Raw genomic sequence first — 23,173 nt, 5'->3', positions numbered from 1 at the left:
AGAATCGACGTTCGGCCATGAAAGAGGAGTGTGATTGTCGTGGTGGATCAGGCCAGGGCTCGAAAGTTGTCCAAGCGAATCGCCGCCATCGTTGCAACGGCGATCGATCACGAGATCAAGGATCCACGGCTGGCATTCGTGACCATCACCGACACCAAGGTGACCGCCGACCTGCACGACGCCACGGTGTACTACACCGTGATGGGTGAAGACCTCGATACTCCGCCCGATCTGCAGGCCGCCGCGGCAGGGCTGGAGAAGGCCAAGGGCGTGCTGCGCTCGAAGGTCGGAGCCGGAACGGGTGTGCGGTACACGCCGACGTTGACGTTCGTGACCGACACGGTGCCCGACACCGCACGCCACATGGAAGACCTGCTCGAACGCGCCCGCGTGGCCGACGAAGAACTGGCCCGCGCGCGTGCGAACGCCAAGCCCGCCGGGGACCCGGATCCGTACAAAGCTCCACGCGAAGTCGCAGACACAGATGGTCATTCCGCAGGCTCCACTCCTGCAGGCGTCGAGCCCGCCGAAGCCGACTGACATGTCCTACGGTTCGGGGGCAGTGTCGGAGGCCGACGAGGATCTGGCGCGGGCGATCGAGATGCTCGAACGTGCATCCTCGGTGACCGTGCTGTGTCATGTTCAACCCGATGCCGACACGATCGGTAGTGGGCTTGCGCTCGGTTCGGTGCTCGAACGTCGCGGCGCGACCGTTCAGGTGGCATTCGCAGCACCGGCGTCCCTGCCCGAGTCGATGGACGAATTACCGGGTAGACACCTTCTCGTCGGCGCAGACGAGGTCAGCGAGTCCGTCGATCTGGTGGTCACGGTCGACGCCGGAAGCAGGGGGCGGCTGGGTTCGCTGGGCGACCGACTCGATACGGCGTCGGCCAGCCTCGTCATCGATCATCACCGCAGCAACACACGATTCGGAACGCTGAATGTGGTGCACGCGTCTGCTGAGTCCACCACCGCCGTCATCGCGCGGTTGTTCGATCGGTGGGGCGTCGAGATCGATGCCGATCTGGCCCACTTGCTGTTCGCGGGTCTGGTCACCGACACCGGGTCGTTCCGCTGGGTTCGCCCGGGTTCTCATCTGCTGGCCGAGAGACTGTTGGCCACGGGGATCGACGGGGCTCACATCGCCCGCAAGCTGCTCGACACTCACCCGTTCGACTGGTTGCCGATGCTCGGGTCGGTGCTCGGTTCGGCATCGTTGCTTCCCGACGCAGCCGACGGACGAGGGCTGGTGTACGCCGTCATCAGGAGCGAGGATTCGGCCGGACTGCGGTCCGAGGAGATCGAGAGCGTGATCGACATCGTGCGCACCACCTCCGAGGCCGAGGTCGCCGCGGTACTCAAGCAACAGGATTTCGGGTCGGTCTGGGTGGTCTCTCTGCGGTCGAAGACCGAGGTCGACGTGTCGGCGGTGGCGTGCGCGCTCGGCGGTGGCGGGCACCGCAATGCAGCCGGCTACACCGCGACCGGCGACCTGCCCGACGTGATCGATGCGCTGCGTGAGGCCCTGTCGGCGTCGTGAGTTCCACCCCGGTCACGGCTCGAAAGATCCTCGGTCTGTCGTTGCCCTCTCTCGGCGTCCTCGCTGCCGAGCCCCTGTACCTGTTGTTCGACGCCGCCGTGGTCGGCCGGCTCGGCGCGCTCGCTCTCGCCGGCCTGGCCATCGGTGGGCTCGTGTTGGCCCAGGTCAGCACGCAGCTGACGTTCCTGTCCTACGGCACGACCGCGCGAGCGGCCCGCATGCACGGTGCAGGCCGCGAACGCGACGCCGTCGGTGAGGGTGTGCAGGCAACCTGGTTGGCCTTCGCGATCGGTATCGCCATCGTCGCGGTGATGCAGCTCGCCGCCGAGCCCGTGGTCTCGGTGCTGACCGGCGGAGGGGACATCGCTGCCGAGGCCGTCGCGTGGCTGCGCGTGGCACTGCTGGGTGTGCCGTTCATCCTGGTGTCGCTGGCCGGAAACGGATGGATGCGTGGAGTTCAGAACACGGTGACGCCACTACGTTTCGTCGTGTTCGGCTTCGGTGTATCAGCGGTGTTGTGCCCCCTCCTGGTCCACGGGTTGCTGGGATTCCCACGGCTCGGGCTGGTGGGATCGGCCGTGGCGAACGTGATCGGCCAGGGCGTCGCCGGTGCGCTGTTCGTCGGCGCAGTCGTGCGGGCGAGCACCGAATTGCGCCCGCATTGGTCGGTGATGCGCGCACAACTGGTGCTGGGCCGCGACCTGATCGTGCGCAGTCTGGCGTTCCAGGCCTGTTTTCTGTCCGCCGCAGCGGTCGCGTCGAGGTTCGGCGCCGCCTCGGTCGCCGCCAACCAGGTGGTTCTGCACATGTGGAACCTGGTGTCGTTGATGCTCGATTCACTGGCAATCGCCGCACAGACCCTGGTCGGAGCCGCCCTGGGTGCGAGCAGGATCGACGATGCGCGCGCCCTGGCGTGGCGATTGACGGCATGGTCGACGGTGTTCGCGGTCGTTCTCGCCGGTGTGTTCGCCGTCGGGCGGTCGTTCGTCCCGGATCTGTTCACCACCGACGCATCGGTCATCGACGAGATGCATGCGATCTGGTGGATATTCGTCGCGATCATCCCCATTGCCGGCGTGGTGTTCGCGTTGGACGGTGTGCTGCTCGGCAGCGGCGACGCTGCATTTCTGAGAAACGCGACCATGGCCTGCGCCGTTGTGGGCTTTCTGCCGTTCATCTGGTCGGCTCTGGTGTTCGACTGGGGACTGGTAGGGATCTGGACAGGGCTCGGCGTCTTCGTCGCACTGCGGATGCTTGCAGTCGCGGGCCGGGTACTGTCCGGAAAGTGGCTGGTGATCGGCAGCGATCGCCAACTCCGCCGATAGCCGTCAGGGTTGCGACGGCAACGCGGGGTGCAATGCCACCTCACGGCTCTTGACGACGAAGAAGACGGTGCCGCCGGGCTCGAGCCCGAGATCGGACACCGCGGCAGGGGTGATGTCTGCAGCCATGCCGGGAGACCCGTCGGGTTGCGGACGTGATCGAACACGAATGCCGGAGCCCTGCACCTCCATCTCCTCGATCACCACCTCGAACACGTTTCTCGGGCTGGCGTGCGGGGCCGTCGGGTGTACCGAGACGGCGGCGGGGGAGAACACCGCCACCAGTGCGGTTCCGGTGGTGTACCGCCCGGAGCCGTGGACCGTCAGTCCCCAGTTCGTGGTCAGGGACGTCGAGTCGTCGGCGTCGACAGCCCGTCCCGAGAGCAGGTTCACCCCCGCGATGCGGGCACCGAATTCGCTGCGAGGTGCGGTCAGGACCTCGGTGACCGAGCCTCGCTCGACGACGCGTCCGCCGTCGACGACCGCGACGGAATCGGCGAGCGCGACGACGTCGAGCAGATCGTGGGTGACGATCAAAGCCGTGCGACCGCTCTCGCGCAGCACCGTGCGCAGTACTCGTCGAATGCTCGGTGCCGTGTCCACATCCAGCGCCGCGAGGGGTTCGTCGAGCAGCAGCAGGCGTGGGTCGGCCGCAAGAGCGCGCGCGATGGCGATTCGTTGAGCCTGCCCGCCGGACAGCTGGCCGGGGCGGCGATCGGCCAGGTAGGAGGCTCCGACCGTGTCGAGCCAGGTATCGGCGACGGCACGCGCGGCGACGCGGTTCGCGCCTGCGCTACGCGGCGCGAAGGCCACGTTCGTACGAGCGTCCATGTGAGGAAACAGCAGAGCTTCCTGAGAGAGGGTCGCGACGCCTCGGGCGTGAATCGGGACGACGGTGTTCGAGACGGTATCGGTCAGCACGTCCTCGCCGAGTCGGACGATTCCTTCGTCGGGTGCCACCACACCGGAGACGAGCTGCAGCAGTGTCGATTTGCCTGCCCCGTTCGGTCCGAGGATGGCCACCGTCTCACCCTCGGGGACGTCCAGTTCGAGATCGATGCCGCGGACGCGGAGTGTGGCCCGCAGGTGCAGTGAGTTCACAGCGTTCCCGACGACCGAGTGCCGCGTGCGGTCACGACGACGAGTGCCGCTACGAGAATCAGTACCAGCGACAGCGCCACCGCGGCATCGGGGTCGCTCTCGCGCTGCAGATAGATTTCCAGCGGCAGTGTCCTGGTCACGCCTTCGAGGGATCCGGCGAAGGTCAAGGTCGCTCCGAATTCTCCGAGTGCGCGCGCGAAGGCGAGGACGGTTCCCGATATCAGTCCGGGAAGTATCAGCGGAACGGTGACGCGCCGTAGGACGGTCGTGGGGGTGGCCCCCAGCGTCGCGGCCACCACGTCGTACCGGTCGCCGGCCGTGCGCAGTGCGCCCTCGACGCTGACGACCAGGAAAGGAAGCGACACGAACACCTGTGCCAGCACCACGGCCGAGGTGGTGAACGCTATTCGAATCCCGAAGGCGTCGAGGTGCTCGCCCAACAGGCCTTGTCGCCCGAAGGTGTAGAGCAGCGCGATGCCCCCGACCACCGGGGGCAGAACCAAGGGCAGTACGACGAGAGAGCGAAGGATCGAGAGCCCGCGAATCGAGCTGCGCGAGAGCACGATTGCCATCGGCACGCCCATAGCCACGCACACTGCGGTGCTGGCCGTCGCCGTCTTCAGGCTCAGGATCAACGCCGCGACAGCGGATTCGGAGGTGATGAGTCCGAGAAAATTGGACCAGTCGATTCGGGTGAACATCGCGGCCAGCGGTGCCACCACGAGGAGTGCACCGATGGCTGCCGGAACGAAAATCCACACCGGCACACCGACGGTCGACCGCCCGTCGTGTGCGACTCGTACGGTCACGGAGCTGCGAAGCCGGCTCGACCGAGTACGTCCTGCCCGACGGGTCCGGCGACGAACTCGGTGAATGCGCGAGCGGTGCCCTCGTTGTCGGACCCGCTCAGTGTCGCGATCGGGTAGGTGTTGACGGCCTCGCTCGACTCCGCGAAGGGCACGGCGGTCACGGCCTCTCCTGCCCCGGCAGCGTCGGTCACGTAGACCAGTCCGGCATCGGCCTGCCCCGAGGTCACCTTGCCCAACACGTCGGTGACCGAGGATTCTTCGCTCACGGCCGGGATCTGCGTGCCGGTAGCGGCCTCGACCGAGGCCGTCGCCGCGCCGCACGGCACCTGGGGCGCGCAGATCACCGTGAGAACGTCGGGATTCGCCAGATCGGCGAACGATGCGATGCCGTCCGGGTTTCCGGGGGCGGTCACGATGGTCAGCGTGTTGGACGCGAAGTCGACGGGGTCATCCGCAACCAGGCCCTCGTCGACCGTCTCGGTCATGTTCTTCGTATCCGCGGAGGCGAAGACGTCGGCAGGGGCGCCGGAGATCAGCTGCGCGGCCAGATCGGATGAGCCCGCGAAGCTGAACTCCACCGAGGTGCCGAGGTGTTCGGCCTCGAATCGATCACCGAGCTCGGTGAACGTCGCGCGAAGCGATGCTGCGGCGAAGACCGTGATCCCGCCTCGGACCGCGCTGCCGTCCGAGGGTCCATCGGGCGCGGTCGAATCGGACTGCGAGCTGCACCCGACGAGCACGAGGGTGGCTGCAATGAGGAGCGCGAATACCGGGCGCAGTGTCTTCACGAACATCTCCTGTGTCCTACGGTGTCTCGACGATGACGGTCGTGGCCTTGACCACAGCGACGGTGACCTTGCCGGGCTCGAGCCCCAGTTCGCGAACCGAGCGGGTGCTCATCAGGGACACGATCGTGAACGGCCCGCACTGCATGCTCACCTCGCTCATCACCGCATCCGAGACGACCTCGGTGACCAACCCCACGAGTCGGTTGCGTGCAGAGCTTCCGCCCGACGCGATCTCCGGCGGGGGGACAGCATGTTCGCGCGCGTAGTCGGCCAGGTCCCGGCCGCCGATGACCTTGCGTCCGGTCTCGTCCTCGAGCGCCGGGAGCGCTCCGGTGTCGATCCATCTACGGACGGTGTCGTCACTGACACCGAGGAGTGCTGCGGCGTCTCGAACGCGGACCGGGGGCACCGTCATCGAGACGCCACCCGAGCAGACATCCGCAAACAAGTCATGAACGGCACCATATACCCGAATCTGCGGGTGTTTCGACCAGATCCTGTTTTCGGTGAGCCGTACCGTCCCACCGTCGACCGGGTTGCCGCATCACCCCGCCGGATACGTCGCGGAATCTGCAGGGAGTATTGGACGTTGGTACGTTCTCGGACGGTTCTGGCGATTCGACGCCGGCGGCCGAGCGCATCGGAAGGAATTTTCAGTGGCAGCGAAGCTGTGGGCAGTGAGCGACATTCACGTCGGACATCGGGGCAACCGGCCCGTGACCGAGGACATCTTTCCCGAATCGCCCGACGACTGGCTGATCGTCGCCGGCGACGTGTCGGAGAAGACCGACGACATCAAGTGGGCGCTCGAACTGCTCCGTAGCCGTTTCGCGAAAGTCATCTGGGTTCCCGGAAACCACGAGCTCTGGACGACGGTGAAAGATCCCGTCCAGATCCACGGGGCGGCTCGGTACGAGTACCTGGTCAACCTGTGCCGCGAGATCGACGTCGTCACCCCGGAGGACCCTTATCTGCGGTGGGAGGGTGAGGGTGGCCCGGCGACGATCGTGCCGATGTTCCTGCTCTACGACTACACGTTCCTGCCGCAGGGAGCGAGAGACAAGGAACACGGCCTGGCGATCGCACGTGAGAAGAACGTGGTCGCCACCGACGAATTCCTGCTGTCCTCGCAGCCGTACGCGACGCGCGATGCCTGGTGCCATGCGCGGATCGACGCCACCCGGGAGCGTCTCGATGCGCTCGACACCTCCGTTCCGACGGTGTTGATCAACCATTTCCCGATGGTTCGGCAGCCGACCGAGGTGCTGTTCTACCCGGAGTTCGCACTGTGGTGTGGTTCCACTCTGACGGCGGATTGGCACACGCGGTACAACGCGATCTGCTCGGTGTACGGGCACCTTCATATCCCGCGGACCACCTACTACGACGGCGTTCGCTTCGAGGAGGTGTCGGTGGGCTACCCGCGTGAATGGCAGCGCCGCGGCCTACCGAAGAACGTTCTGCGCCAGATTCTTCCGGTCCCCGAGTATCCGCCGGGCGCGTTGAACAAGTGGGGCGGGCACTTCACGGTGACGCCCGAGATGGAGGCAGAGGTAGAGAAGATGAGGGCAGGCAAGTGATCGAATCGATACTTCCCAACGGCGTCGTCTCGGCCGAATTGTTTGCGGACCCACCGGGTTTGACGCCACATCCGCTCGAGGCCCCGCTGGTGGCCAAGGCGGTGGACAAGCGCAAGCGTGAGTTCACCTCGGCCCGACACTGTGCGCGGGTGGCGATGGAGAAGCTGGGTGTGGAGCCTGCGCCGATCATGCGTGGCAAGTCCGGTGCCCCGCAGTGGCCGAAGGGTGTGGTCGGATCGTTGACGCACTGCGACGGGTATCGCGGTGCGGTGTTGGCCTATTCGATGCAGGTGCGTTCGGTGGGAATCGACGCCGAGCCGCACGGGCCCTTGCCCGATGGAGTGCTCGAGGCAGTGAGTCTCGAGGCAGAACGGGAGTGGCTCGCGACCGCGGGCCGCGAGGACGTGCACTGGGATCGAGTGTTGTTCTGCGCCAAGGAAGCGACGTACAAGGCCTGGGAGCCGTTGACCGGACGCTGGCTCGGCTTCGAGGACGCACACATCACCTTCGAGCGCACCGGCTCCGGTGACGACATTTCGGGAACGTTCCGTTCCGAGCTGCTGGTGCCGGGAGACACGGTGTCCGGGCCGCCACTGCGGGCCTTCGACGGTCGATGGATGGTGGCGGGCGGTCTGGTGATGACCGCGATCTCGGTGATGTGACGACCTGCTCCGCGAGCCTGGCACAATGCTCTCTCGTGAGTGCTCGCGAAAAGATTTCGTCCGGTCTCGTCGGTGCCGGCCTGCTGGTGGTCGACAAGGGGCCGGGAGTGACGAGCCACGATGTGGTGGCGTCGTGCCGAAAACTGTTGCGCACCAGAAAGGTCGGCCATGCGGGGACCTTGGACCCCATGGCGACCGGCGTGCTCGTGCTCGGCGTGGAGCGTGCGACCAAGATGCTGGGACTGCTCTCGCTGACCACCAAGTCGTACACCGCCACCATCCGGCTCGGCCGGAGCACGACGACCGACGACGCCGAGGGCGACGTCCTGGCCGATGTTTCGGCCGCGCATGTCTCCGACACCGAGATCTCGACCGCGATTGCCGCCCTGACCGGTGACATCGAGCAGGTTCCCGCCAGTGTCAGCGCCATCAAGGTCGACGGGCAACGCGCCCACAAACTGTCTCGCGCAGGTGAGGAATTCACACTCGCCCCGCGCAAGGTCAGCGTCACCCGATTCGACGTGACGGCCAGGCGCGACGTGGCGGAGGGCGAATCGGCGTTCGTCGACCTCGATGTCGAGGTCGACTGCACGTCGGGGACGTACGTTCGGGCCCTGGCGCGCGACCTCGGCGCGGCGCTCGGCGTCGGCGGCCACCTGACCGTGCTGCGCCGCACCCGCGTCGGACCTTTCACCCTCGACCACGCACGGACACTCGAAGAACTGGCAGAGGACCCGGCCGTGAGCCTGGACATCGATCAGGCGGCCCGAACGGCGTTCCCGCACCGGCAGATCGACGCGAGTGAGGCGGAATCGTTGAGCCAGGGACGGTGGCTGGATCCGATAGGAATCGACGGGGTGTACGCGGCGGTCGATCCCACCGGGCACACCATCGCTCTGCTCCAGGAGAAGGGCAAGCGCGCCAGTTCGGTCATGGTCGTGCGGCCTGCGACCTTGCGCGGGCACTGAAACATTCGGCACGGATGCGGCACCGGCCCGGCGATCAGGTCGCCGGAACCATCCAGATCGCCTCTGCGGCGCGGTGGCCGAGATCGATGGAATCGGTGGCGTCGGTGCGGGCCAGCTCGATGGCGACGGTGCCGGCGTAGTCGCGTCGTTCGACCACCGTGATCGGCAGGTCCAGCGTGATGCCGACGGAGTCGAAGTAGCGGAGCATCGCCGGGTCGGAGTCGGAAATTCTGGCGACTCGGCCGGACTGTCCGTCGAGGTAGTCGCTCAGGCGGGTCGCGGACGGGGCCTCGATCGCACCGTCGACGGACGGAATCGGGTCGCCGTGCGGATCGCGTTCGGGGTGGCCCAGTTTGGCGTCGATTCGATCCATCATCAGATCCGAGACGGCATGCTCGAGGATCTCTGCCTCGTCGTGCACTTCGTCCCAGCCGTAACCCAGCTCTCGCACCAGGTAGGTCTCGATCAGTCGATGTCGACGCACCATACCGATGGCAGCGAGACGACCCTTCTCGGTCAGTGAGATGGCTCCGTAGCGGGCGTGGTCGACCATGCCCTGGTCGGCGAGCTTGCGAATGGCCTCGGACACCGTCGAGGCGGAAACACCGATGCGCTCGGAGAGCATCTTGGTGCTGACCGAGTCCTCGCTCCACTCACTGGCCGTCCAGATGACCTTGAGATAGTCCTGCGCAACCGCGGACAGCTGGACGCCCTCGTCGGCCGGTGCGGGATCGTCTTTTCGTAGCGCCACGTCGCCGAGCTTAGGCAATCCAATGGAAAAAGACATCTCACCCGGCCGGAGCCACCGGCACCTGTCCGCGTTGTCGCAGAGCGCGGACGACGATGCCCTGTGAGGGGCTGAAGAGGTAGGCAAGGACGAAGACCAGTCCCTGGGTGAGCACGACGCTGCCGCCGGAGGACACGTCGAGGTAGAAGCTGGCGTAGATCCCCACCAGCGCGCAACCCACCGAAATGACCGGTGCCAGCACGAGCATGCGGCCGAAGCTGTGCGTGAGCAGATAGGCGGATGCACCGGGAGTGATCAGCATCGCCACCACGAGGATGACGCCGACGGCCTGGAGCGCGACCACGGTCGTCAGGGCGAGCAGGGTCAGCATGACGGCCGAGATCACCGACGGGTTGATGCCTACGGCGCGGGCCTGGGTGCGGTCGAAGGCGAAGAGAGTGAAGTCGCGACGCTTGACGATCATGACGACCAGCGCGATACCGCCGAGGACGAACACCTGAACCATGTCTGCCTGCGAGACTCCCAGCAGATTGCCGAACAGGATGTGGTTGAGGTCGATCTGACTCGGAAACTTGGAGATCAGGACGACGCCGAGTGCGAACAAGGTGGTGAAGACGACGCCGATAGCGGCGTCCTCCTTGACGACGGTGGTGTTGCGGACCACTCCGATGGCACCGACCGCGATGAGCGCGAACAGCAACGCTCCGATCGCGAACGGTGCCCCGAACAGGTATGACAGCGCGACGCCGGGAAGAACTGCGTGCGAGACGGCGTCGCCCATCAGCGACCACCCGATGAGGACGAGCCAGCAGCTCAGCACCGCGCACACGATGGAGGCGGTGACAGTGACCAGGAGGGCTCGCTGCATGAAGGTGTATTCGAGTGGGTCCACGAGAAAATCGATCAGATACACGGTTCAGCTCGCTTCCGTGGTTCGGGTGGCCGGATTTCGAGTGCCCGCACCCAACTCGCCGACCTTCGACGGGTCGATGCCGAAGGCCAGCGCCAGGTTCTCCGGGCGCAGTACGTCGGTCGGACTGCCGTGCATCAGCACGCGCTGCTGCAGCAGGATCGCTTCGTCGCACAGTTCCGGTAGGGCATGTAGATCGTGTGTGGACACCAGAACCGACGCACCCTGTGCTGCGAGTTCGCGGAGCAGCCGGGTGATGGTTGCCTCGGTTTTCTTGTCCACACCGGCGAAGGGCTCGTCGAGCAACAGCAGCGATGCCTCCTGGGCGATGGCGCGGGCGACGAACGCACGCTTGCGCTGACCGCCGGAGAGCTGGCCGATCTGTCGGTTCGCCAGTTCGGCGAGGTCGACGCGCTGCAGAGCCTCGTCGACGGCCAGTCGATCGGCGGCTCGGGGAGTGCGGAGAAAATTCTGCTTCCCGTATCGGCCCATCATCACCACGTCGCGCACGCTGATCGGGAATGTCCAATCGACGGATTCCGCCTGGGGCACGTAGCTGACCGTGCCGGCCTTGCGCGCCTGCGCCGGGTCTCCGCCGAACACGGTGATCGAGCCGGAGTTGGGCTTGACCACTCCCATGACGGCTTTGAACAGCGTCGACTTGCCCGACCCGTTCATTCCGACCAACCCGCACACCCGGCCGGGTGCGAGGGTCAGGCTGGCATCGGTGAGGGCTACGACGTCGCGGTATCGAACGTTGACGGCGTCCACCGACAGCGCTGCCCCGGTCTCGTGCGGGGTCCTTTGACGCGGGTCTCCAGTGTGCTGGGTCATCGTTCTCCTACCAGTGCGTCGGCGATCAACCGCGCGTCGTAGCGCAGTAGATCCAGGTACGTGGGGACCGGTCCGGTGGCGTCGCTCAGAGAATCGACGTAGAGCTGTCCGCCGAACCGCGCGCCGGTGTCCTCGGCGACCTGCAGCTGCGCCTTGTCCGAGACCGTCGACTCGCAGAACACGGCAGGTACGTCGTTGTCGCGAACGAAGTCGATGGTGCGGACCACCTGCTTCGGCGTTCCTTCCTGCTCGGCGTTGACCGGCCACAGGTAGGCCTCCTGCAGATCGAAGTCGCGGGCCAGATAGCCGAATGCGCCCTCGCAGGTGACGAGCGCGCGCTGACGAGCCGGTAGCCCGGAGAGATCCGCGGCCAGTTCGGCACCGACCTCGCGTAGTTGTCCCACGTATGCGGCTGCGTTCGCGCGGTAGTCGTCGGTGTTGGCGGGATCGAGCGCGACGAAGGCGTCGGCGATGTTCTCGACGTACGTCTCGGCCACGACGGGCGACATCCATGCGTGGGGGTTCGCTTTGCCGGCGTAGGCGTCGTCGCGAATGTAGATCGGGTCCACGTTCGCACTCACCACGGCGTGGGGTGCGGGGATGCGCTCGACGAATTTCTCGAACCAGGCCTCCAGCCCGAGACCGTTGTCCAGGATCAGCTCGGCCTGCTCTGCGGTGCGTAGGTCTCCTGGGGTCGGCTCGTAGCCGTGGATCTCGGCTCCGGCTTTTGTGATCGATTCCACTCGGAGGTGATCGCCGGCGACATTGGCGGCCATGTCGGCGAGGACGGTGAAGGTCGTCAGAACCAGGGGTCTGCCGTCGTCGAGCACCGCCGGATCGTCCTCCCCGACGGCACGGGCGCAGCCGCTCGAGGCTGCCACCAGTAGTCCCACCACGGCCCAGCTCGCGAGAATCCGCCCACTGCGCGATCCACACCGGCGAAGAAAAAAGTTAGGCACACCGAAACATTTACCGTGGGGATACCTTTTTGTCCATACGTGCCGCGCGCGACACGCCTGTCCGAGAGTGACCGAGCGGCCGTCGGGCCGTAGGCTTCGCGGTGTGCAGAGATGGCGAGGTCTCGACGATGTACCTGCCGACTGGGGTCGGTGCGTGCTCACGATCGGCGTCTTCGACGGCGTTCATCGCGGACACGCACAACTGATCGGGCGAGCGGTGGCCGCTGCGAAGAAGCGCGGCGTTCCCAGCGTGCTCATGACGTTCGATCCCCATCCGATGGAGGTCGTGCGACCGGGAAGCCATCCTGCTCAGTTGACGACCCTGACGAGGCGGGCCGAACTCGCCGAGGAGCTGGGTATCGACGTCTTCTGCGTCATGCCGTTCACGCCCGAGTTGATGAAGCTCACTCCCGAGCGTTACGTGCACGAGATCCTGATCGAACGCCTGCACGTTGCCGAGGTCGTCGTCGGTGAGAACTTCACCTACGGGAAGAAGGCGCTCGGCACCGTGCCCATGCTGCGCAAGATCGGCGAACGGTCCGGATTCGCAGTCGACGGAGTCAACCTGCTCGCCGAGCACGCCGTGACGTTCTCCTCGACGTACATCAGATCGTGTGTGGACGCCGGTGACGTCGCTGCAGCCACCGCCGCGCTCGGGCGACCGCATCGCGTCGAAGGAGTCGTCGTGCACGGAGACGGCCGAGGTCGCCAAATGGGTTATCCCACAGCCAATGTCGCGCCGCCCATGTACTCGGCCATTCCCGCCGACGGCGTGTACGCGGCATGGTTCACCGTGCTCGGGCCGGGTCCGATCATGGGGACGGTCACTCCGGGGGAGCGGCATCCGGCTGCCGTATCGGTGGGCACCAATCCCACGTTCTCGGGTCGTACCAGGACCGTCGAGGCATTCGTCCTCGACGGTGAGGCCGACCTGTACGGGCAGCACGTGGCAGTCGACTTCGTCGACCGACTGCGCGGCATGGAGAAGTTCGACTCGATGGAAGCCCTCGTGGAGGAGATGGGCCGCGACGCCGAGCGGGCCCGGACGATCCTGGCGGCCAGCACGGCCTGATAGGCTGTCCCCTCGGTGCTCGCTGCGGTCCGCGGCGGCTGTACCGGCTTCGATCCCGTGGTCTCGACACCGGGCGCGTAGCTTCCTTTCACGCGGACGTCATTGATCAGGAGTAGTACCAGTGGCATTGACCACCGAACAGAAGAAGGCCGTTCTCGGCGAGTACGGCTTGCACCCCACCGACACGGGTTCGCCCGAGGCGCAGGTTGCAATGCTCACCAAGCGCATCGTCGACTTGACCGAGCACCTCAAGACGCACAAGCACGACCACCACTCCCGCCGCGGCCTGCTGCTGCTGGTCGGACGTCGTCGTCGTCTGCTCAAGTACATCGCGAAGGTCGACGTCACCCGCTACCGCTCGCTCATCGAGCGTCTGGGTCTGCGTCGATAATTCGCATCGACGCGAGGATGTCACCGATGCACGGTTCGACGCGCCGGTGCGCACCCGACTCGCAGCAATAGTGCAGTAGCCAACGAGGCAGTGCTTAGACTGTTCCTCGTTGGCTATCTGTGTTTGTACCGCAAGAACAGTTTCGCCAGCACGAGAAAGCGAATGCACAGCATTCGCACACCGCCGTGTATGCCTGTCATGCCGTGGTGACGGTCTTCGGTAGTGGCCTTTCGGATACGAGATCCGGTGGGCTTCGATCGATGGCCGCCTCCGCGCAGCCGCGTCCCGAGAGAAGCTCGGAGATGGACGGCACAGGTATGCCGCCACAGCCAGGAGGGCTGGTGGTGTGTCCACGCGGGCACGGCAAAGACGAGAGGACGAGAACAGAACACATGTCGGAAACCACAACCTTGGACGTCGAAGAAGGCGTCTACGAAGCAACTGCGATCATCGACAACGGCACGTTCGGCAAGCGGACCATCCGCTTCGAGACCGGCCGCCTCGCGCAGCAGGCCGCAGGCGCAGTCGCCGCGTACCTCGACGAGGACACCATGCTGCTGTCGGCAACGACCGCCGGCAAGCACCCTCGTGAGGGCTTCGATTTCTTCCCGCTGACGGTCGACGTCGAAGAGCGCATGTACGCCGCGGGCCGTATCCCCGGATCGTTCTTCCGCCGCGAGGGCCGTCCGTCCACCGACGCCATCCTCACCTGCCGCCTGATCGACCGGCCGCTGCGTCCGACGTTCGTCGACGGACTGCGCAACGAGATCCAGGTCGTCATCACGGTCATGAGCCTCAATCCAGCCGATCTGTACGACGTCGTCGCGATCAACGCGGCATCGGCCTCGACGCAGATCGCCGGACTGCCGTTCTCCGGGCCGATCGGCGGCGTTCGCGTCGCACTGATCGACAAGCAGTGGGTCGCGTTCCCGACCAACGAGCAGCTCGAGAAGGCCGTGTTCAACATGGTCGTAGCCGGCCGCATCGTCTCCGGCTCCGGTGCCGACGCAGACGTCGCGATCATGATGGTCGAAGCCGAGGCCACCGAGAACGTCATCGAGCTCATCGAGGGTGGCGCTACCGCCCCCAACGAAGCGGTCGTCGCCGAGGGCCTCGAGGCATCGAAGCCGTTCATCGCAGCCCTGTGCACCGCACAGCAGGAGCTCGCGTCCAAGGCAGCAAAGCCCACCGGCGACTATCCGGTTTTCCCGGCGTACCAGTCGGACGTCTTCGAGGCCGTCGAGAACGCCGCGAAGATCCCGCTCAACGAGGCGCTGACCATCGCAGGCAAGGCCGAGCGTGAGAGCAAGCTCGACGAGGTCAAGGCTCAGGTGCTCACGTCGGTCGGAGACAGCTTCGCCGGCCGCGAGAAGGAGATCGGTGCCGCATTCCGCGCACTGACCAAGAAGTCGGTTCGCCAGCGCATCCTCACCGATCACTTCCGCATCGACGGCCGCGGCATCACAGACATCCGGTCGCTGTCCGCCGAGGTCGCGATCATCCCGCGTACCCACGGATCCGCCCTGTTCGAGCGCGGCGAGACCCAGATCCTGGGCGTCACCACCCTTGACATGGTCAAGATGGCGCAGCAGGTCGACTCGCTCGGGCCCGAGACGTCCAAGCGCTACATGCACCATTACAACTTCCCGCCCTACTCCACCGGAGAGACCGGCCGCGTCGGTTCGCCGAAGCGTCGCGAGATCGGCCACGGCGCACTCGCCGAGCGCGCTCTGCTGCCGGTTCTGCCCAGCCAGGCAGAGTTCCCGTACGCCATCCGCCAGGTCTCCGAGGCACTGAGCTCCAACGGCTCGACCTCGATGGGCTCGGTCTGTGCATCGACGCTGTCGCTGCTCAATGCCGGTGTGCCACTGCGTGCCCCGGTCGCCGGAATCGCAATGGGCCTCGTGTCCGACGAGGTCGACGGTGAGACCCGCTACGTCGCCCTCACCGACATCCTCGGTGCTGAGGACGCATTCGGTGACATGGACTTCAAGGTCGCCGGAACGAAGGACTTCGTCACCGCACTGCAGCTCGACACCAAGCTCGACGGCATCCCCTCCAAGGTGCTCGCCGGCGCGCTGTCGCAGGCCAAGGATGCGCGCACGACGATCCTCGAGGTCATGGCCGAGGCCATCGACACCCCGGACGAGATGAGCCCGTACGCACCTCGCGTCACCGCGATCAAGGTGCCGGTCGACAAGATCGGCGAGGTCATCGGGCCCAAGGGCAAGATGATCAACTCCATCACCGAGCAGACCGGTGCCAACATCTCGATCGAAGATGACGGCACTGTCTACGTCGGTGCAGCGGACGGCCCGTCCGCACAGGCCGCGATCGACATGATCAACGCCATCGCCAACCCGCAGCTGCCGAAGGTCGGCGAGCGATTCCTCGGAACCGTCGTCAAGACAACGGCTTTTGGTGCATTCGTCTCGCTGCTCCCGGGCCGCGACGGACTGGTGCACATCTCCAAGCTCGGTAACGGCAAGCGCATCAACAAGGTCGAGGACGTCGTGAGCGTCGGATCGAAGTTGCGCGTCGAGATCGCCGATATCGACAACCGCGGCAAGATCAGCCTCGTTCCCGTCGAAGACGACAACGCTGCTGCTCCCGCCGACGCTCCCGAGGCACCCGCCGAGGTCAGCGCTGAGTAAGAAGCAACCGAGTCGAACGGTACGTCCCCTCGGGACGTACCGTTCGGCCGTTCCAGAGAGCACCGGCATCGACACGGGCGTGCAACGCACCACTCTGCCCGGCGGTCTTCGGGTCGTCACCGAGTTCGTGCCGGGCGTTCGCTCGGCGTCGGTCGGTGTGTGGGTCGGAGTCGGCTCGCGCGACGAGCAACCCAGTGTTGCCGGTGCGGCACACTTCCTCGAACATCTGCTGTTCAAATCGACGCCCACGCGCAGTGCGCTCGAGATCGCCCAGGTGATGGACGGTGTCGGGGGAGAGCTGAACGCGTTCACCTCGAAGGAGAGCACGTGCTTCTACGCGCACGTGCTCGACGAGGACGTGGCGCTCGCCATCGATCTCGTCAGCGATGTGGTGCTTCGCGGACGCTGCCGATCGGCAGATGTCGACGTCGAGCGCCAGGTGGTCCTCGAAGAGATCTCCATGCGCGACGACGATCCCGAGGATCTGCTGGGAGATGCCTTCCTGGAAGCCATGTTCGGTGATCATCCGATCGGGCGTCCGATCATCGGCTCCGTCGAATCCATCGAGTCGATGACCCGTGCGCAATTGCACTCGTTCCACGTTCGCCGCTACACGCCGCAGCGCATGGTCGTTGCTGTCGCTGGCAACGTCGATCACAAGCAGATTGTGTCGTTGGTGCGTCGCGCTTTCGCGGGCCATCTGGAAAAGGGACTGCGACCGGCCGAAAGGCGAAGCGGCACAGCGCGATTGCGTAACGTCCCCACATTGAGCCTGACCACTCGTGACAGCGAACAGGCACACCTGTGCCTCGGCGTACGTGCGTTCGGTCGACACGAAGGGCATCGCTGGGCGTTGTCCGTGCTGAACTCGGCAGTGGGCGGCGGGCTCAGTTCTCGTCTGTTCCAGGAGATCAGGGAAGAGCGCGGACTGGCGTACTCGGTGTACTCCTCGGTGGACACGTTTGCCGACAGCGGTGCGTTCTCCGTCTACGCGGGTTGTCAGCCGGAGAACCTGGGCGAAGTGACCACGGTGATCAGGGAAGTGCTCGCCAAGGTCGCCTCCGAGGGCATCACCGACGCGGAGTGTGCGCGGGCCAAGGGTTCGTTGCGCGGCGGATTGGTTCTGGGACTCGAAGATTCAGGCTCTCGGATGAACCGGATCGGTCGTAGCGAACTGAACTACGGCAACCACCGCGACATCACCGATACGTTGGCGCGGATCGACAGTGTCGGCAACGACGAAGTACGTGAGGTCGCGGCCGTGTTGCTCGACCGTCCTCTCGGTGCCGCGGTGGTCGGCCCCTACAAAAACGTTCGCCAGCTACCGGCGTCGGTCAAGTCTCTGGTTCGGTAGCGTCGGCGATCGCGGCGCTATTTCCGTCAACGGAGGTCTACAGTCGCAGGGCGGTGAACTGTGGATTCTCCGGTACGAGGGCAGCGACCGCGCGCTCGACGATGACGTGTATGCCGCTACGGTCAAGGATTCAGCATGAACAGCGATGGGCGTACCGTCCTTGTCACCGGTGTGGGTCGACGCCTCGGTATCGGCTACGCCATCACTCGTAGGTTGCTGCAGGATGAGCGCGGCCGCGTCTTCGTTCAATCCTGCGATTCCTACGACGTGAGCGAGCCGTGGGGAGCGGGGACGCCGGGAGCAGTACAGGTTCTGGCCGAGTTGTCCACCGCGCCAAGCAGGCTCGGGCATCTGGACATCGATCTGTCCGATCCCGAAGCACCTGCCGCCCTGTTCGATGCTGCCGAATCCAGGTTCGGAGCCGTCGACTCGTTGGTCATCAACCATGCGCGATCACAGCTGGGCGACGTGGGGTCTCTGACGGCAGAGAGCCTCGACCTGACGTGGGCGGTGAACGTGCGCGCGTCCTTGCTTCTGGTGCAGGAATTTGCGGAACGGTACGTCGATCACCGCGACGGCGGACGCATCGTGCTGTTCACGTCCGGGCAGGGTGAGGGGCCGATGCCGACCGAGATTCCCTACGCGGTGACCAAGGGCGCGATCGCCGCGATCACACCGACCTTGGCCGATTCGCTGATCGAACGGGGTATCACCGTCAACACGATCAATCCTGGTCCGACCGATACCGGTTGGGCGAGTGCCGATCTGGACACGTTCGTCTTGCGCCACATGCCGCGGGGTCGGTGGAACTCTCCGGACGAGGCCGCGGCGGTCGTGGCGATGCTGCTCTCGCCCGATTCGGGCTCGATCACCGGCCAGGTCATCGGTGCCGAAGGTGGATTCCGACGCTTCACGCCGTGACGCCTCGGTCAGAGCTTCTTCTTGCGCAGCAACAGCTTCCAGGGCACCAATGCCGACTCGAGCTGAACCGACAGGCTCATCTTGGATTCGCCCTCGCTGCGCTCCTCGAAGGTGATCGGCACTTCGGCGAGAGTGAGGCCGTGCTTGACGGTTCGGTAGTTCATCTCGACCTGGAATGCGTACCCGTTGCTCTCGACCGAGGCAACATCGATGGTGCGCAGGGTGCGCGCGTGCCACGCCTTGAATCCCGCCGTCGCATCCTTGACGCCGAGGCGCAGGATCGTGTTGACGTAGAAGTTCGCCCATGCGGACAGGGCCTTGCGGTGCCAGGGCCAATCGGCGGCGACCGCTCCGCCCGGTACGTATCGCGATCCGAGCACCACGGCCGCGTCGGTGGTGTTCAGTTTGTCGATCATCGCCGGGATCACCTCGGTGGGGTGCGAGAGATCGGCGTCCATCTGAATGACGATGTCCGCACCCTCGTCGAGGGCCCTGGTCATGCCTGCGACGTACGCGCGTCCGAGCCCGTTCTTCTCCGTGCGGTGCAGAACGCTGACCTCGATGGGGCCGTCGATGGCCAACTTGTCGGCGACGTCGCCGGTGCCGTCGGGCGAATTGTCGTCGACGACCAACACACCGAGCCCCTCCACCTGCAACCCTGCCAGCAGCTCGACGAGCTTGGGGAGGTTCTCACGTTCGTTGTACGTCGGTACAACGACGGTGGTCTTCGGGGCGACTCGTTCCGTACTCACCACCGTATGATCCGTGATTCGGGGTTCCGATCCAAATATCGGACACGACCGGCCGTGTCGGGTCGGCATCGTGGGTCGTTTTCGAGCGCCGGTCGACTCATGCGCGAGTCGCGTCGACGAATACGCCGCCGCGCAGAATCGGAACGCTCGAACTCGAATCGACCTCGGCTGCGATGTCCACGTCTTCCAGGTGCCCCATCCCGGCCAATTCACGACTGGAGCCGCATTGCCGCAGCTCCGAGCCCACGTCTCGCTCCACGGCTCGCCACGCGGACGCAGCTGCGCGCGCCTCCGGGGAGACATCGGCAACTCCGGCGTCGACGAGGGCAGCGATGACTGCACCGGCACCCCACAGGTCCTCGACGGCGGGCCGGAGGGATCCGTCCGGCCACTTTTCACCGCCCGCCATGACCGCTGTCACTGCGTTTGGGTTCCTGGCACGTATCCACTGCGCTACGGCCGATGCGTTTCTGAGCGACGCGCCCACGCACAGCGGGGCCGTGCTCGCGAGCTCGTGGGCGATGGTGGATCCGTTCGGTGACGGCAGCACCAGTCGTGTCGGAGCAGGCGCGGCCCGGACGGTCGCCGGGCACAAGCTGATCAGGCCCGGTGAGGCGGCCGACCGCCCCACGGCGAGGACCGCGTCGAACTGCTCGGCCAACTGCGTGGCCCGGTCGTCGCGCCACCGACTGGGGATGACGTCGATGCCCGCGTCCACAGCAACCGTGAGAGTGGTGGTGAAGGACAGGACGTCCACGACGACGGCGACGTCTGCGCCGTCGACGATGGCGTCGGCACCGGACAGACCCCAGTCGAAGCGGAGCCCGAATGCGTTCTGGGACAGTACGGGGTCGGCCGGCATTGCGGAACGGTATCAAGTCCGGTGCCGGTGACACCTTCGGCGCGGGATCGAGTGGGGGAGGTAGACATGCAGCTGGACCTGGACACCAAGGTGATCGTCCTCGTGGCCGGTCTCCTGCTGCTGTGGGCATTGGGATTGGGGGTGATCAAGTATCACCAGATGTCGACGTCACCGGATGGCACTGCGCATCGTTATGTCGACATCGCCCATCGGGCAGCGTTGATGTACTCGTTCGCCGCCCTGGTGCTCGCAGTGCTGGCGCAGTTCAGCGCGTGGTCGGTCACGGTGGACCTGATCGCCGCGTCGGTGGTGCTGGTGTTCTTCGTCGCAGCCGTCGCGAGTTACACCGTCCACGGATTTCGGCGAGACACCGAGAACCAGTTCGTCGATCCCGTCCCGGGGACGCACCTGTTCATGGTGTCGTTGATCGTTGCCGAAATCGGCGGTACAGCGGTGCTCGTGGCCGGGTTCGCGTGGGAGCAGTTCGGTCCGAGCTGAGACCTGGAGCTACCGAGGGTCCAGGTAGAGCTCGGCGGTCTCGGTGGCTACCGCGGACACTGCAGCAGCAAGACCGGGCTCGAGGTCCAGCGCAGTGGCGAGTCGTTCTCCGCGCAGCCCTTGCGTTCGGAGTAGGTCCCAGGCCTGTTCCACCAGCCGCACCGAGGTGGGGTGGTCCAACTCGGGACGGTTCGATCGCAGTGCGGTCGCAGCCCAATCCGCGTCGAAAGTTCCGTTGGGCGGACCGAACACACGCTCACCGGACGAATAGCTCTTCGGGTCCATACCCTCTGACGCTAGCAGGATCGGAGGTCGGTGCAATCGTGACCGAATCGCGTCGACGCAGCACTACCGAACCGATCGGTTTCTTCAGTACGGTGAGGCGATGTACGACGGCCACCGCAGGGCTCCGGTCGCGCTCTCGGTCGTCGGATCACTGATACTCGGTTTTGTCGCGGGCTGTGCCGGCGCAGGGGGCAGTGGCCCGGTCGACGAGGTCTCGGCCGACACGAACTACACCACGGTCACGGGATCACTGGTCGTCGGTGATCCTATGTCCAATCCCAGGCCGACCGTCGAAGCGCTGCCGCCCGCGGTGACAGAGCTTCCTCTGAGCCTCGATGGCGCGCGATTCCCAGGTGCGTCGCCGGTCGGTGTCACCGACGTGCTGGTGGAGGAGTTTTCGGTCGAGTTCGGGTTGGCAGGCAACGGGCCCGTGTCCTACACGGTGCGGTACGTCGACGAGGCCATTCGCTACGGCACCAGTGAACCGCTGGCAGTGCCGGGGAGATCGGTGTTGCAGGTGGACCTGTCGGGTACGTCGACGGACTCCGACGACACCTTCTCTCCGTATGCCGGGCCGGAACGGGTGCGAGGTGATGCGGAATCTTCGATCGTCTCGGTCGATTTCCTGGCTGACCCCGGCGGAATCTCGCAGGCTTTCGTCGGAGTTGCGGCCGATCGACCCGCGTTCACGGTGACCACCACCGAAGAACCGGCCGCGGTCGTCGTCACCGTCGAGAACTGACCGGCGCAGCAGCGTCGAATACATGTCGGCCGTGGCTGTTTCGATCCGTGTGCCGGGGACCGCGCGGTAGCATCGCGATGTGTCCGACGCCACAGCGGGAACGAGTCCATCCGGTCGTGTCCGCGTGCTCGTGTACAGCAGCAATGCCGCGACCCGCGCCCAGGTGCGGTCCGCCGTCGGAACTCGACCGGATCCTGCACTCGGTGACATCGAGTACGTCGACATCGCCACGGCAGCCGTTGTCATCGAGCACATGGATGCAGGCGATGTCGCGTTGGCGATTCTCGACGGCGAGTCCTCACCTGTGGGCGGTCTGGGTCTGGCGAAGCAGTTGAAGGACGAGATCCTCGACTGCCCACCGGTGTTGGTACTCATCGGACGTCCGGACGATGCGTGGTTGGCCGAGTGGTCGCGCGCCGAGGCTGCCGTTCCGCACCCGCTGGATCCGATCCGGCTGGGTCGAGCGGTGGTCGATCTGCTGAAGCAGCGCTCGGTACGCGTCGGTGCCCGGGTCTCTCGATCGCGCTAGATCAGACCGTTTTCTCCGATGCAGGCACAGTCAGCACGAACCGATGGATCACGCCGGCGACGACTGCTCCGAGTACGGGGAACACCACGAACACCCATAGCTGGGACAGGGCAGGTCCGCCGGCGAGGAGGGCCGGGCCGAGGGACCGAGCAGGGTTGACCGACGTCGAGTCGATTCCGATGCCCAGCAGGTGAACCACGGTCAGGGTCAGGCCGATCGGTATGCCGGCTGCAACGACGGGGTGAACGGTGGGAGCCGTGGTGGCCAGTACGACGAGGACGAGCAGGCCGGTCGCGATCGTCTCGAACACCGCGACCGACGCCAGCCCGTATCCTCCGGGCGAGGCGCTGCCGAATCCATTGGTGCCCAGACCGTCCGACGCCATGTCGTATCCGGGACGGCCGGACGCGACGAACAGTATGATCAGCGCGCCGATCAGTGCACCGACGGCCTGAGCGACGATGTAGAACACAGCCTTGATCGGGGTGATGGCGCGAGCGATCAGGGCTCCGATCGTCACAGCCGGGTTGATGTGGCATCCCGAGATCGGTCCGATCGCATAGACCAGCGCGAGCAGCGTGAGGCCGAATGCCAGGGCGATGCCCGGGGTTCCGACGGTGTCGCCCGCGATCACCGCGGTGCCGACGCCGAAGATCACGAGCAGGGCAGTTCCCAGTCCCTCGGCGGCGAGCGCCGAGACGGAAATCGATTTCATCATCTCTCCTGTTCCATGTCGGCAGCCTTGTTCGGCCGGCCGAGATCGTCGGGAGGTTTGTCGTTTTCGTCGGTGCGGATCGCATGGGGCCGACAGGTGATCTGAGTCACAGTTCCTTGGCGTACGAATTCGGGTGATCCATGCGCGTCAACGCTTTACGAAAACTGGACTCCTCGA

General features: G+C 65.6%; 26 protein-coding genes. 14 read left to right on the top strand and 12 right to left on the bottom strand.

Annotated elements, in window-relative coordinates:
• Positions 1-39 precede the first annotated feature (39 nt).
• Genes rbfA through CH283_RS20750 form a run of 3 tightly spaced genes read left to right on the top strand, consistent with a single transcriptional unit; the run spans position 40 to position 2,865 of the window.
• Positions 40-540, top strand: coding sequence for a 30S ribosome-binding factor RbfA (gene rbfA, locus CH283_RS20760; protein ID WP_094642414.1), 501 nt, complete (start codon positions 40-42; stop codon positions 538-540).
• A 1-nt stretch (position 541) separates the two neighbouring features.
• Positions 542-1,540, top strand: coding sequence for a DHH family phosphoesterase (locus tag CH283_RS20755; RefSeq protein WP_068050192.1), 999 nt, complete (start codon positions 542-544; stop codon positions 1,538-1,540).
• Entirely contained in the window at positions 1,537-2,865 is a 1,329-nt protein-coding gene (locus CH283_RS20750) for an MATE family efflux transporter (RefSeq protein ID WP_094642139.1), read from the top strand. Before CH283_RS20755 ends, CH283_RS20750 begins: the two co-directional genes overlap by 4 nt.
• Before the next feature lie 3 nt (positions 2,866-2,868).
• Here CH283_RS20750 and CH283_RS20745 read toward each other — a convergent pair whose 3' ends face one another.
• Genes CH283_RS20745 through CH283_RS20730 form a run of 4 tightly spaced genes read right to left on the bottom strand, consistent with a single transcriptional unit; the run spans position 2,869 to position 5,975 of the window.
• A complete protein-coding gene (locus tag CH283_RS20745; RefSeq protein ID WP_094642137.1) occupies positions 2,869-3,963 on the bottom strand; it encodes a sulfate/molybdate ABC transporter ATP-binding protein in 1,095 nt (364 codons plus the stop codon).
• Positions 3,960-4,772 (bottom strand): ABC transporter permease, encoded by an 813-nt coding sequence (locus CH283_RS20740; protein WP_094642135.1) that lies wholly within the window; start codon positions 4,770-4,772, stop codon positions 3,960-3,962. The genes CH283_RS20745 and CH283_RS20740 overlap by 4 nt, the downstream gene beginning before the upstream one ends.
• A complete protein-coding gene (gene modA / locus CH283_RS20735; RefSeq protein ID WP_373557669.1) occupies positions 4,769-5,551 on the bottom strand; it encodes a molybdate ABC transporter substrate-binding protein in 783 nt (260 codons plus the stop codon). Before modA ends, CH283_RS20740 begins: the two co-directional genes overlap by 4 nt.
• A gap of 25 nt (positions 5,552-5,576) precedes the next feature.
• Entirely contained in the window at positions 5,577-5,975 is a 399-nt protein-coding gene (locus CH283_RS20730; RefSeq protein ID WP_094642131.1) for a TOBE domain-containing protein, read from the bottom strand.
• 241 nt (positions 5,976-6,216) lie between these two features.
• On the opposite strand from CH283_RS20730, the gene CH283_RS20725 reads away from it, so the two are divergent.
• From CH283_RS20725 to truB, 3 genes are read left to right on the top strand one after another with little or no spacing between them, the layout of a single operon-like run.
• Positions 6,217-7,140, top strand: a complete 924-nt coding sequence (locus CH283_RS20725; RefSeq protein WP_032397841.1) for a metallophosphoesterase family protein — start codon at positions 6,217-6,219, stop codon at positions 7,138-7,140.
• On the top strand, positions 7,137-7,802 hold the full coding sequence (locus CH283_RS20720; protein WP_094642129.1) for a 4'-phosphopantetheinyl transferase family protein: 666 nt from the start codon (positions 7,137-7,139) through the stop codon (positions 7,800-7,802). Before CH283_RS20725 ends, CH283_RS20720 begins: the two co-directional genes overlap by 4 nt.
• A gap of 35 nt (positions 7,803-7,837) precedes the next feature.
• The gene (gene truB / locus CH283_RS20715) at positions 7,838-8,770 is read left to right on the top strand and encodes a tRNA pseudouridine(55) synthase TruB (protein WP_094642127.1); all 933 of its coding nucleotides are present in this window, start codon (positions 7,838-7,840) and stop codon (positions 8,768-8,770) included.
• A gap of 34 nt (positions 8,771-8,804) precedes the next feature.
• Here truB and CH283_RS20710 read toward each other — a convergent pair whose 3' ends face one another.
• The 4 genes from CH283_RS20710 to CH283_RS20695 are packed head-to-tail and all read right to left on the bottom strand — an operon-like array spanning position 8,805 to position 12,221.
• Entirely contained in the window at positions 8,805-9,557 is a 753-nt protein-coding gene (locus CH283_RS20710) for a metal-dependent transcriptional regulator (RefSeq protein WP_373455154.1), read from the bottom strand.
• A 1-nt stretch (position 9,558) separates the two neighbouring features.
• A complete protein-coding gene (locus CH283_RS20705; RefSeq protein ID WP_068050757.1) occupies positions 9,559-10,431 on the bottom strand; it encodes a metal ABC transporter permease in 873 nt (290 codons plus the stop codon).
• Between the two features lie 3 nt (positions 10,432-10,434).
• A complete protein-coding gene (locus CH283_RS20700; RefSeq protein WP_068050756.1) occupies positions 10,435-11,262 on the bottom strand; it encodes a metal ABC transporter ATP-binding protein in 828 nt (275 codons plus the stop codon).
• Positions 11,259-12,221, bottom strand: coding sequence for a metal ABC transporter substrate-binding protein (locus CH283_RS20695; RefSeq protein ID WP_373454829.1), 963 nt, complete (start codon positions 12,219-12,221; stop codon positions 11,259-11,261). Before CH283_RS20695 ends, CH283_RS20700 begins: the two co-directional genes overlap by 4 nt.
• A 103-nt stretch (positions 12,222-12,324) precedes the next feature.
• Between CH283_RS20695 and CH283_RS20690 the strand changes: the two genes are divergently transcribed.
• The 5 genes from CH283_RS20690 (at position 12,325) to CH283_RS20670 (ending at position 18,613) form a co-directional block, all read left to right on the top strand.
• Positions 12,325-13,293, top strand: coding sequence for a bifunctional riboflavin kinase/FAD synthetase (locus tag CH283_RS20690; protein WP_094669994.1), 969 nt, complete (start codon positions 12,325-12,327; stop codon positions 13,291-13,293).
• 121 nt (positions 13,294-13,414) lie between these two features.
• Complete coding sequence (gene rpsO / locus CH283_RS20685) at positions 13,415-13,684, top strand: 30S ribosomal protein S15 (RefSeq protein WP_032397847.1); 270 nt, start codon at positions 13,415-13,417, stop codon at positions 13,682-13,684.
• A 392-nt stretch (positions 13,685-14,076) separates the two neighbouring features.
• Complete coding sequence (locus CH283_RS20680) at positions 14,077-16,338, top strand: polyribonucleotide nucleotidyltransferase (protein ID WP_094642123.1); 2,262 nt, start codon at positions 14,077-14,079, stop codon at positions 16,336-16,338.
• A gap of 67 nt (positions 16,339-16,405) precedes the next feature.
• Positions 16,406-17,692 carry a M16 family metallopeptidase gene (locus CH283_RS20675; RefSeq protein WP_094642121.1) on the top strand — a complete coding sequence of 429 codons (1,287 nt, stop codon included), beginning with the start codon at positions 16,406-16,408 and terminating at the stop codon, positions 17,690-17,692.
• Positions 17,693-17,827: 135 nt separating this feature from the next.
• Complete coding sequence (locus CH283_RS20670) at positions 17,828-18,613, top strand: SDR family oxidoreductase (RefSeq protein WP_094642119.1); 786 nt, start codon at positions 17,828-17,830, stop codon at positions 18,611-18,613.
• A gap of 8 nt (positions 18,614-18,621) precedes the next feature.
• Here the strand turns inward: CH283_RS20670 and CH283_RS20665 are convergent, their stop codons facing one another.
• Complete coding sequence (locus tag CH283_RS20665; RefSeq protein ID WP_068050753.1) at positions 18,622-19,365, bottom strand: polyprenol monophosphomannose synthase; 744 nt, start codon at positions 19,363-19,365, stop codon at positions 18,622-18,624.
• A 97-nt stretch (positions 19,366-19,462) separates the two neighbouring features.
• A complete protein-coding gene (locus tag CH283_RS20660; RefSeq protein ID WP_094642117.1) occupies positions 19,463-20,227 on the bottom strand; it encodes a 2-phosphosulfolactate phosphatase in 765 nt (254 codons plus the stop codon).
• Positions 20,228-20,293: 66 nt separating this feature from the next.
• Here CH283_RS20660 and CH283_RS20655 point away from each other — a divergent pair, with 66 nt between their 5' ends.
• Positions 20,294-20,725 (top strand): hypothetical protein, encoded by a 432-nt coding sequence (locus CH283_RS20655; RefSeq protein WP_068050748.1) that lies wholly within the window; start codon positions 20,294-20,296, stop codon positions 20,723-20,725.
• A gap of 9 nt (positions 20,726-20,734) precedes the next feature.
• On the opposite strand, the gene CH283_RS20650 is transcribed toward CH283_RS20655, so the two are convergent.
• Complete coding sequence (locus tag CH283_RS20650; RefSeq protein WP_068050747.1) at positions 20,735-21,010, bottom strand: hypothetical protein; 276 nt, start codon at positions 21,008-21,010, stop codon at positions 20,735-20,737.
• 100 nt (positions 21,011-21,110) lie between these two features.
• On the opposite strand from CH283_RS20650, the gene CH283_RS20645 reads away from it, so the two are divergent.
• Both CH283_RS20645 and CH283_RS20640 read left to right on the top strand, forming a co-directional pair.
• Positions 21,111-21,752, top strand: coding sequence for an AMIN-like domain-containing (lipo)protein (locus tag CH283_RS20645; protein WP_094642115.1), 642 nt, complete (start codon positions 21,111-21,113; stop codon positions 21,750-21,752).
• Positions 21,753-21,831: 79 nt separating this feature from the next.
• The gene (locus CH283_RS20640) at positions 21,832-22,281 is read left to right on the top strand and encodes a hypothetical protein (RefSeq protein WP_094642113.1); all 450 of its coding nucleotides are present in this window, start codon (positions 21,832-21,834) and stop codon (positions 22,279-22,281) included.
• Between the two features lies 1 nt (position 22,282).
• On the opposite strand, the gene CH283_RS20635 is transcribed toward CH283_RS20640, so the two are convergent.
• Positions 22,283-22,996 carry an aquaporin gene (locus CH283_RS20635; RefSeq protein WP_094642111.1) on the bottom strand — a complete coding sequence of 238 codons (714 nt, stop codon included), beginning with the start codon at positions 22,994-22,996 and terminating at the stop codon, positions 22,283-22,285.
• Positions 22,997-23,173: the final 177 nt, after the last annotated feature.

It is taken from the genome of Rhodococcus sp. 05-2254-2, from assembly GCF_002259095.1.
Classification (GTDB): Bacteria; Actinomycetota; Actinomycetes; order Mycobacteriales; family Mycobacteriaceae; genus Rhodococcoides.
Note: the sequence above shows the minus strand (reverse complement) of the source record. Positions and strands in the feature narration are given on the sequence as shown.

What these genes read in the sequence shown, in the direction of transcription:
- CH283_RS20755 (WP_068050192.1), top strand. Translation starts at nt 542, where the DNA reads ATGTCCTACGGTTCGGGGGCAGTGTCGGAGGCCGACGAGGATCTGGCG.
- CH283_RS20730 (WP_094642131.1), bottom strand. Translation starts at nt 5,975, where the DNA reads ATGACGGTGCCCCCGGTCCGCGTTCGAGACGCCGCAGCACTCCTCGGT.
- CH283_RS20710 (WP_373455154.1), bottom strand. Translation starts at nt 9,557, where the DNA reads ATGTCTTTTTCCATTGGATTGCCTAAGCTCGGCGACGTGGCGCTACGA.
- CH283_RS20700 (WP_068050756.1), bottom strand. Translation starts at nt 11,262, where the DNA reads ATGACCCAGCACACTGGAGACCCGCGTCAAAGGACCCCGCACGAGACC.
- CH283_RS20680 (WP_094642123.1), top strand. Translation starts at nt 14,077, where the DNA reads ATGTCGGAAACCACAACCTTGGACGTCGAAGAAGGCGTCTACGAAGCA.
- CH283_RS20670 (WP_094642119.1), top strand. Translation starts at nt 17,828, where the DNA reads ATGAACAGCGATGGGCGTACCGTCCTTGTCACCGGTGTGGGTCGACGC.
- CH283_RS20660 (WP_094642117.1), bottom strand. Translation starts at nt 20,227, where the DNA reads ATGCCGGCCGACCCCGTACTGTCCCAGAACGCATTCGGGCTCCGCTTC.
- CH283_RS20655 (WP_068050748.1), top strand. Translation starts at nt 20,294, where the DNA reads ATGCAGCTGGACCTGGACACCAAGGTGATCGTCCTCGTGGCCGGTCTC.
- CH283_RS20650 (WP_068050747.1), bottom strand. Translation starts at nt 21,010, where the DNA reads ATGGACCCGAAGAGCTATTCGTCCGGTGAGCGTGTGTTCGGTCCGCCC.
- CH283_RS20645 (WP_094642115.1), top strand. Translation starts at nt 21,111, where the DNA reads ATGTACGACGGCCACCGCAGGGCTCCGGTCGCGCTCTCGGTCGTCGGA.
- CH283_RS20635 (WP_094642111.1), bottom strand. Translation starts at nt 22,996, where the DNA reads ATGAAATCGATTTCCGTCTCGGCGCTCGCCGCCGAGGGACTGGGAACT.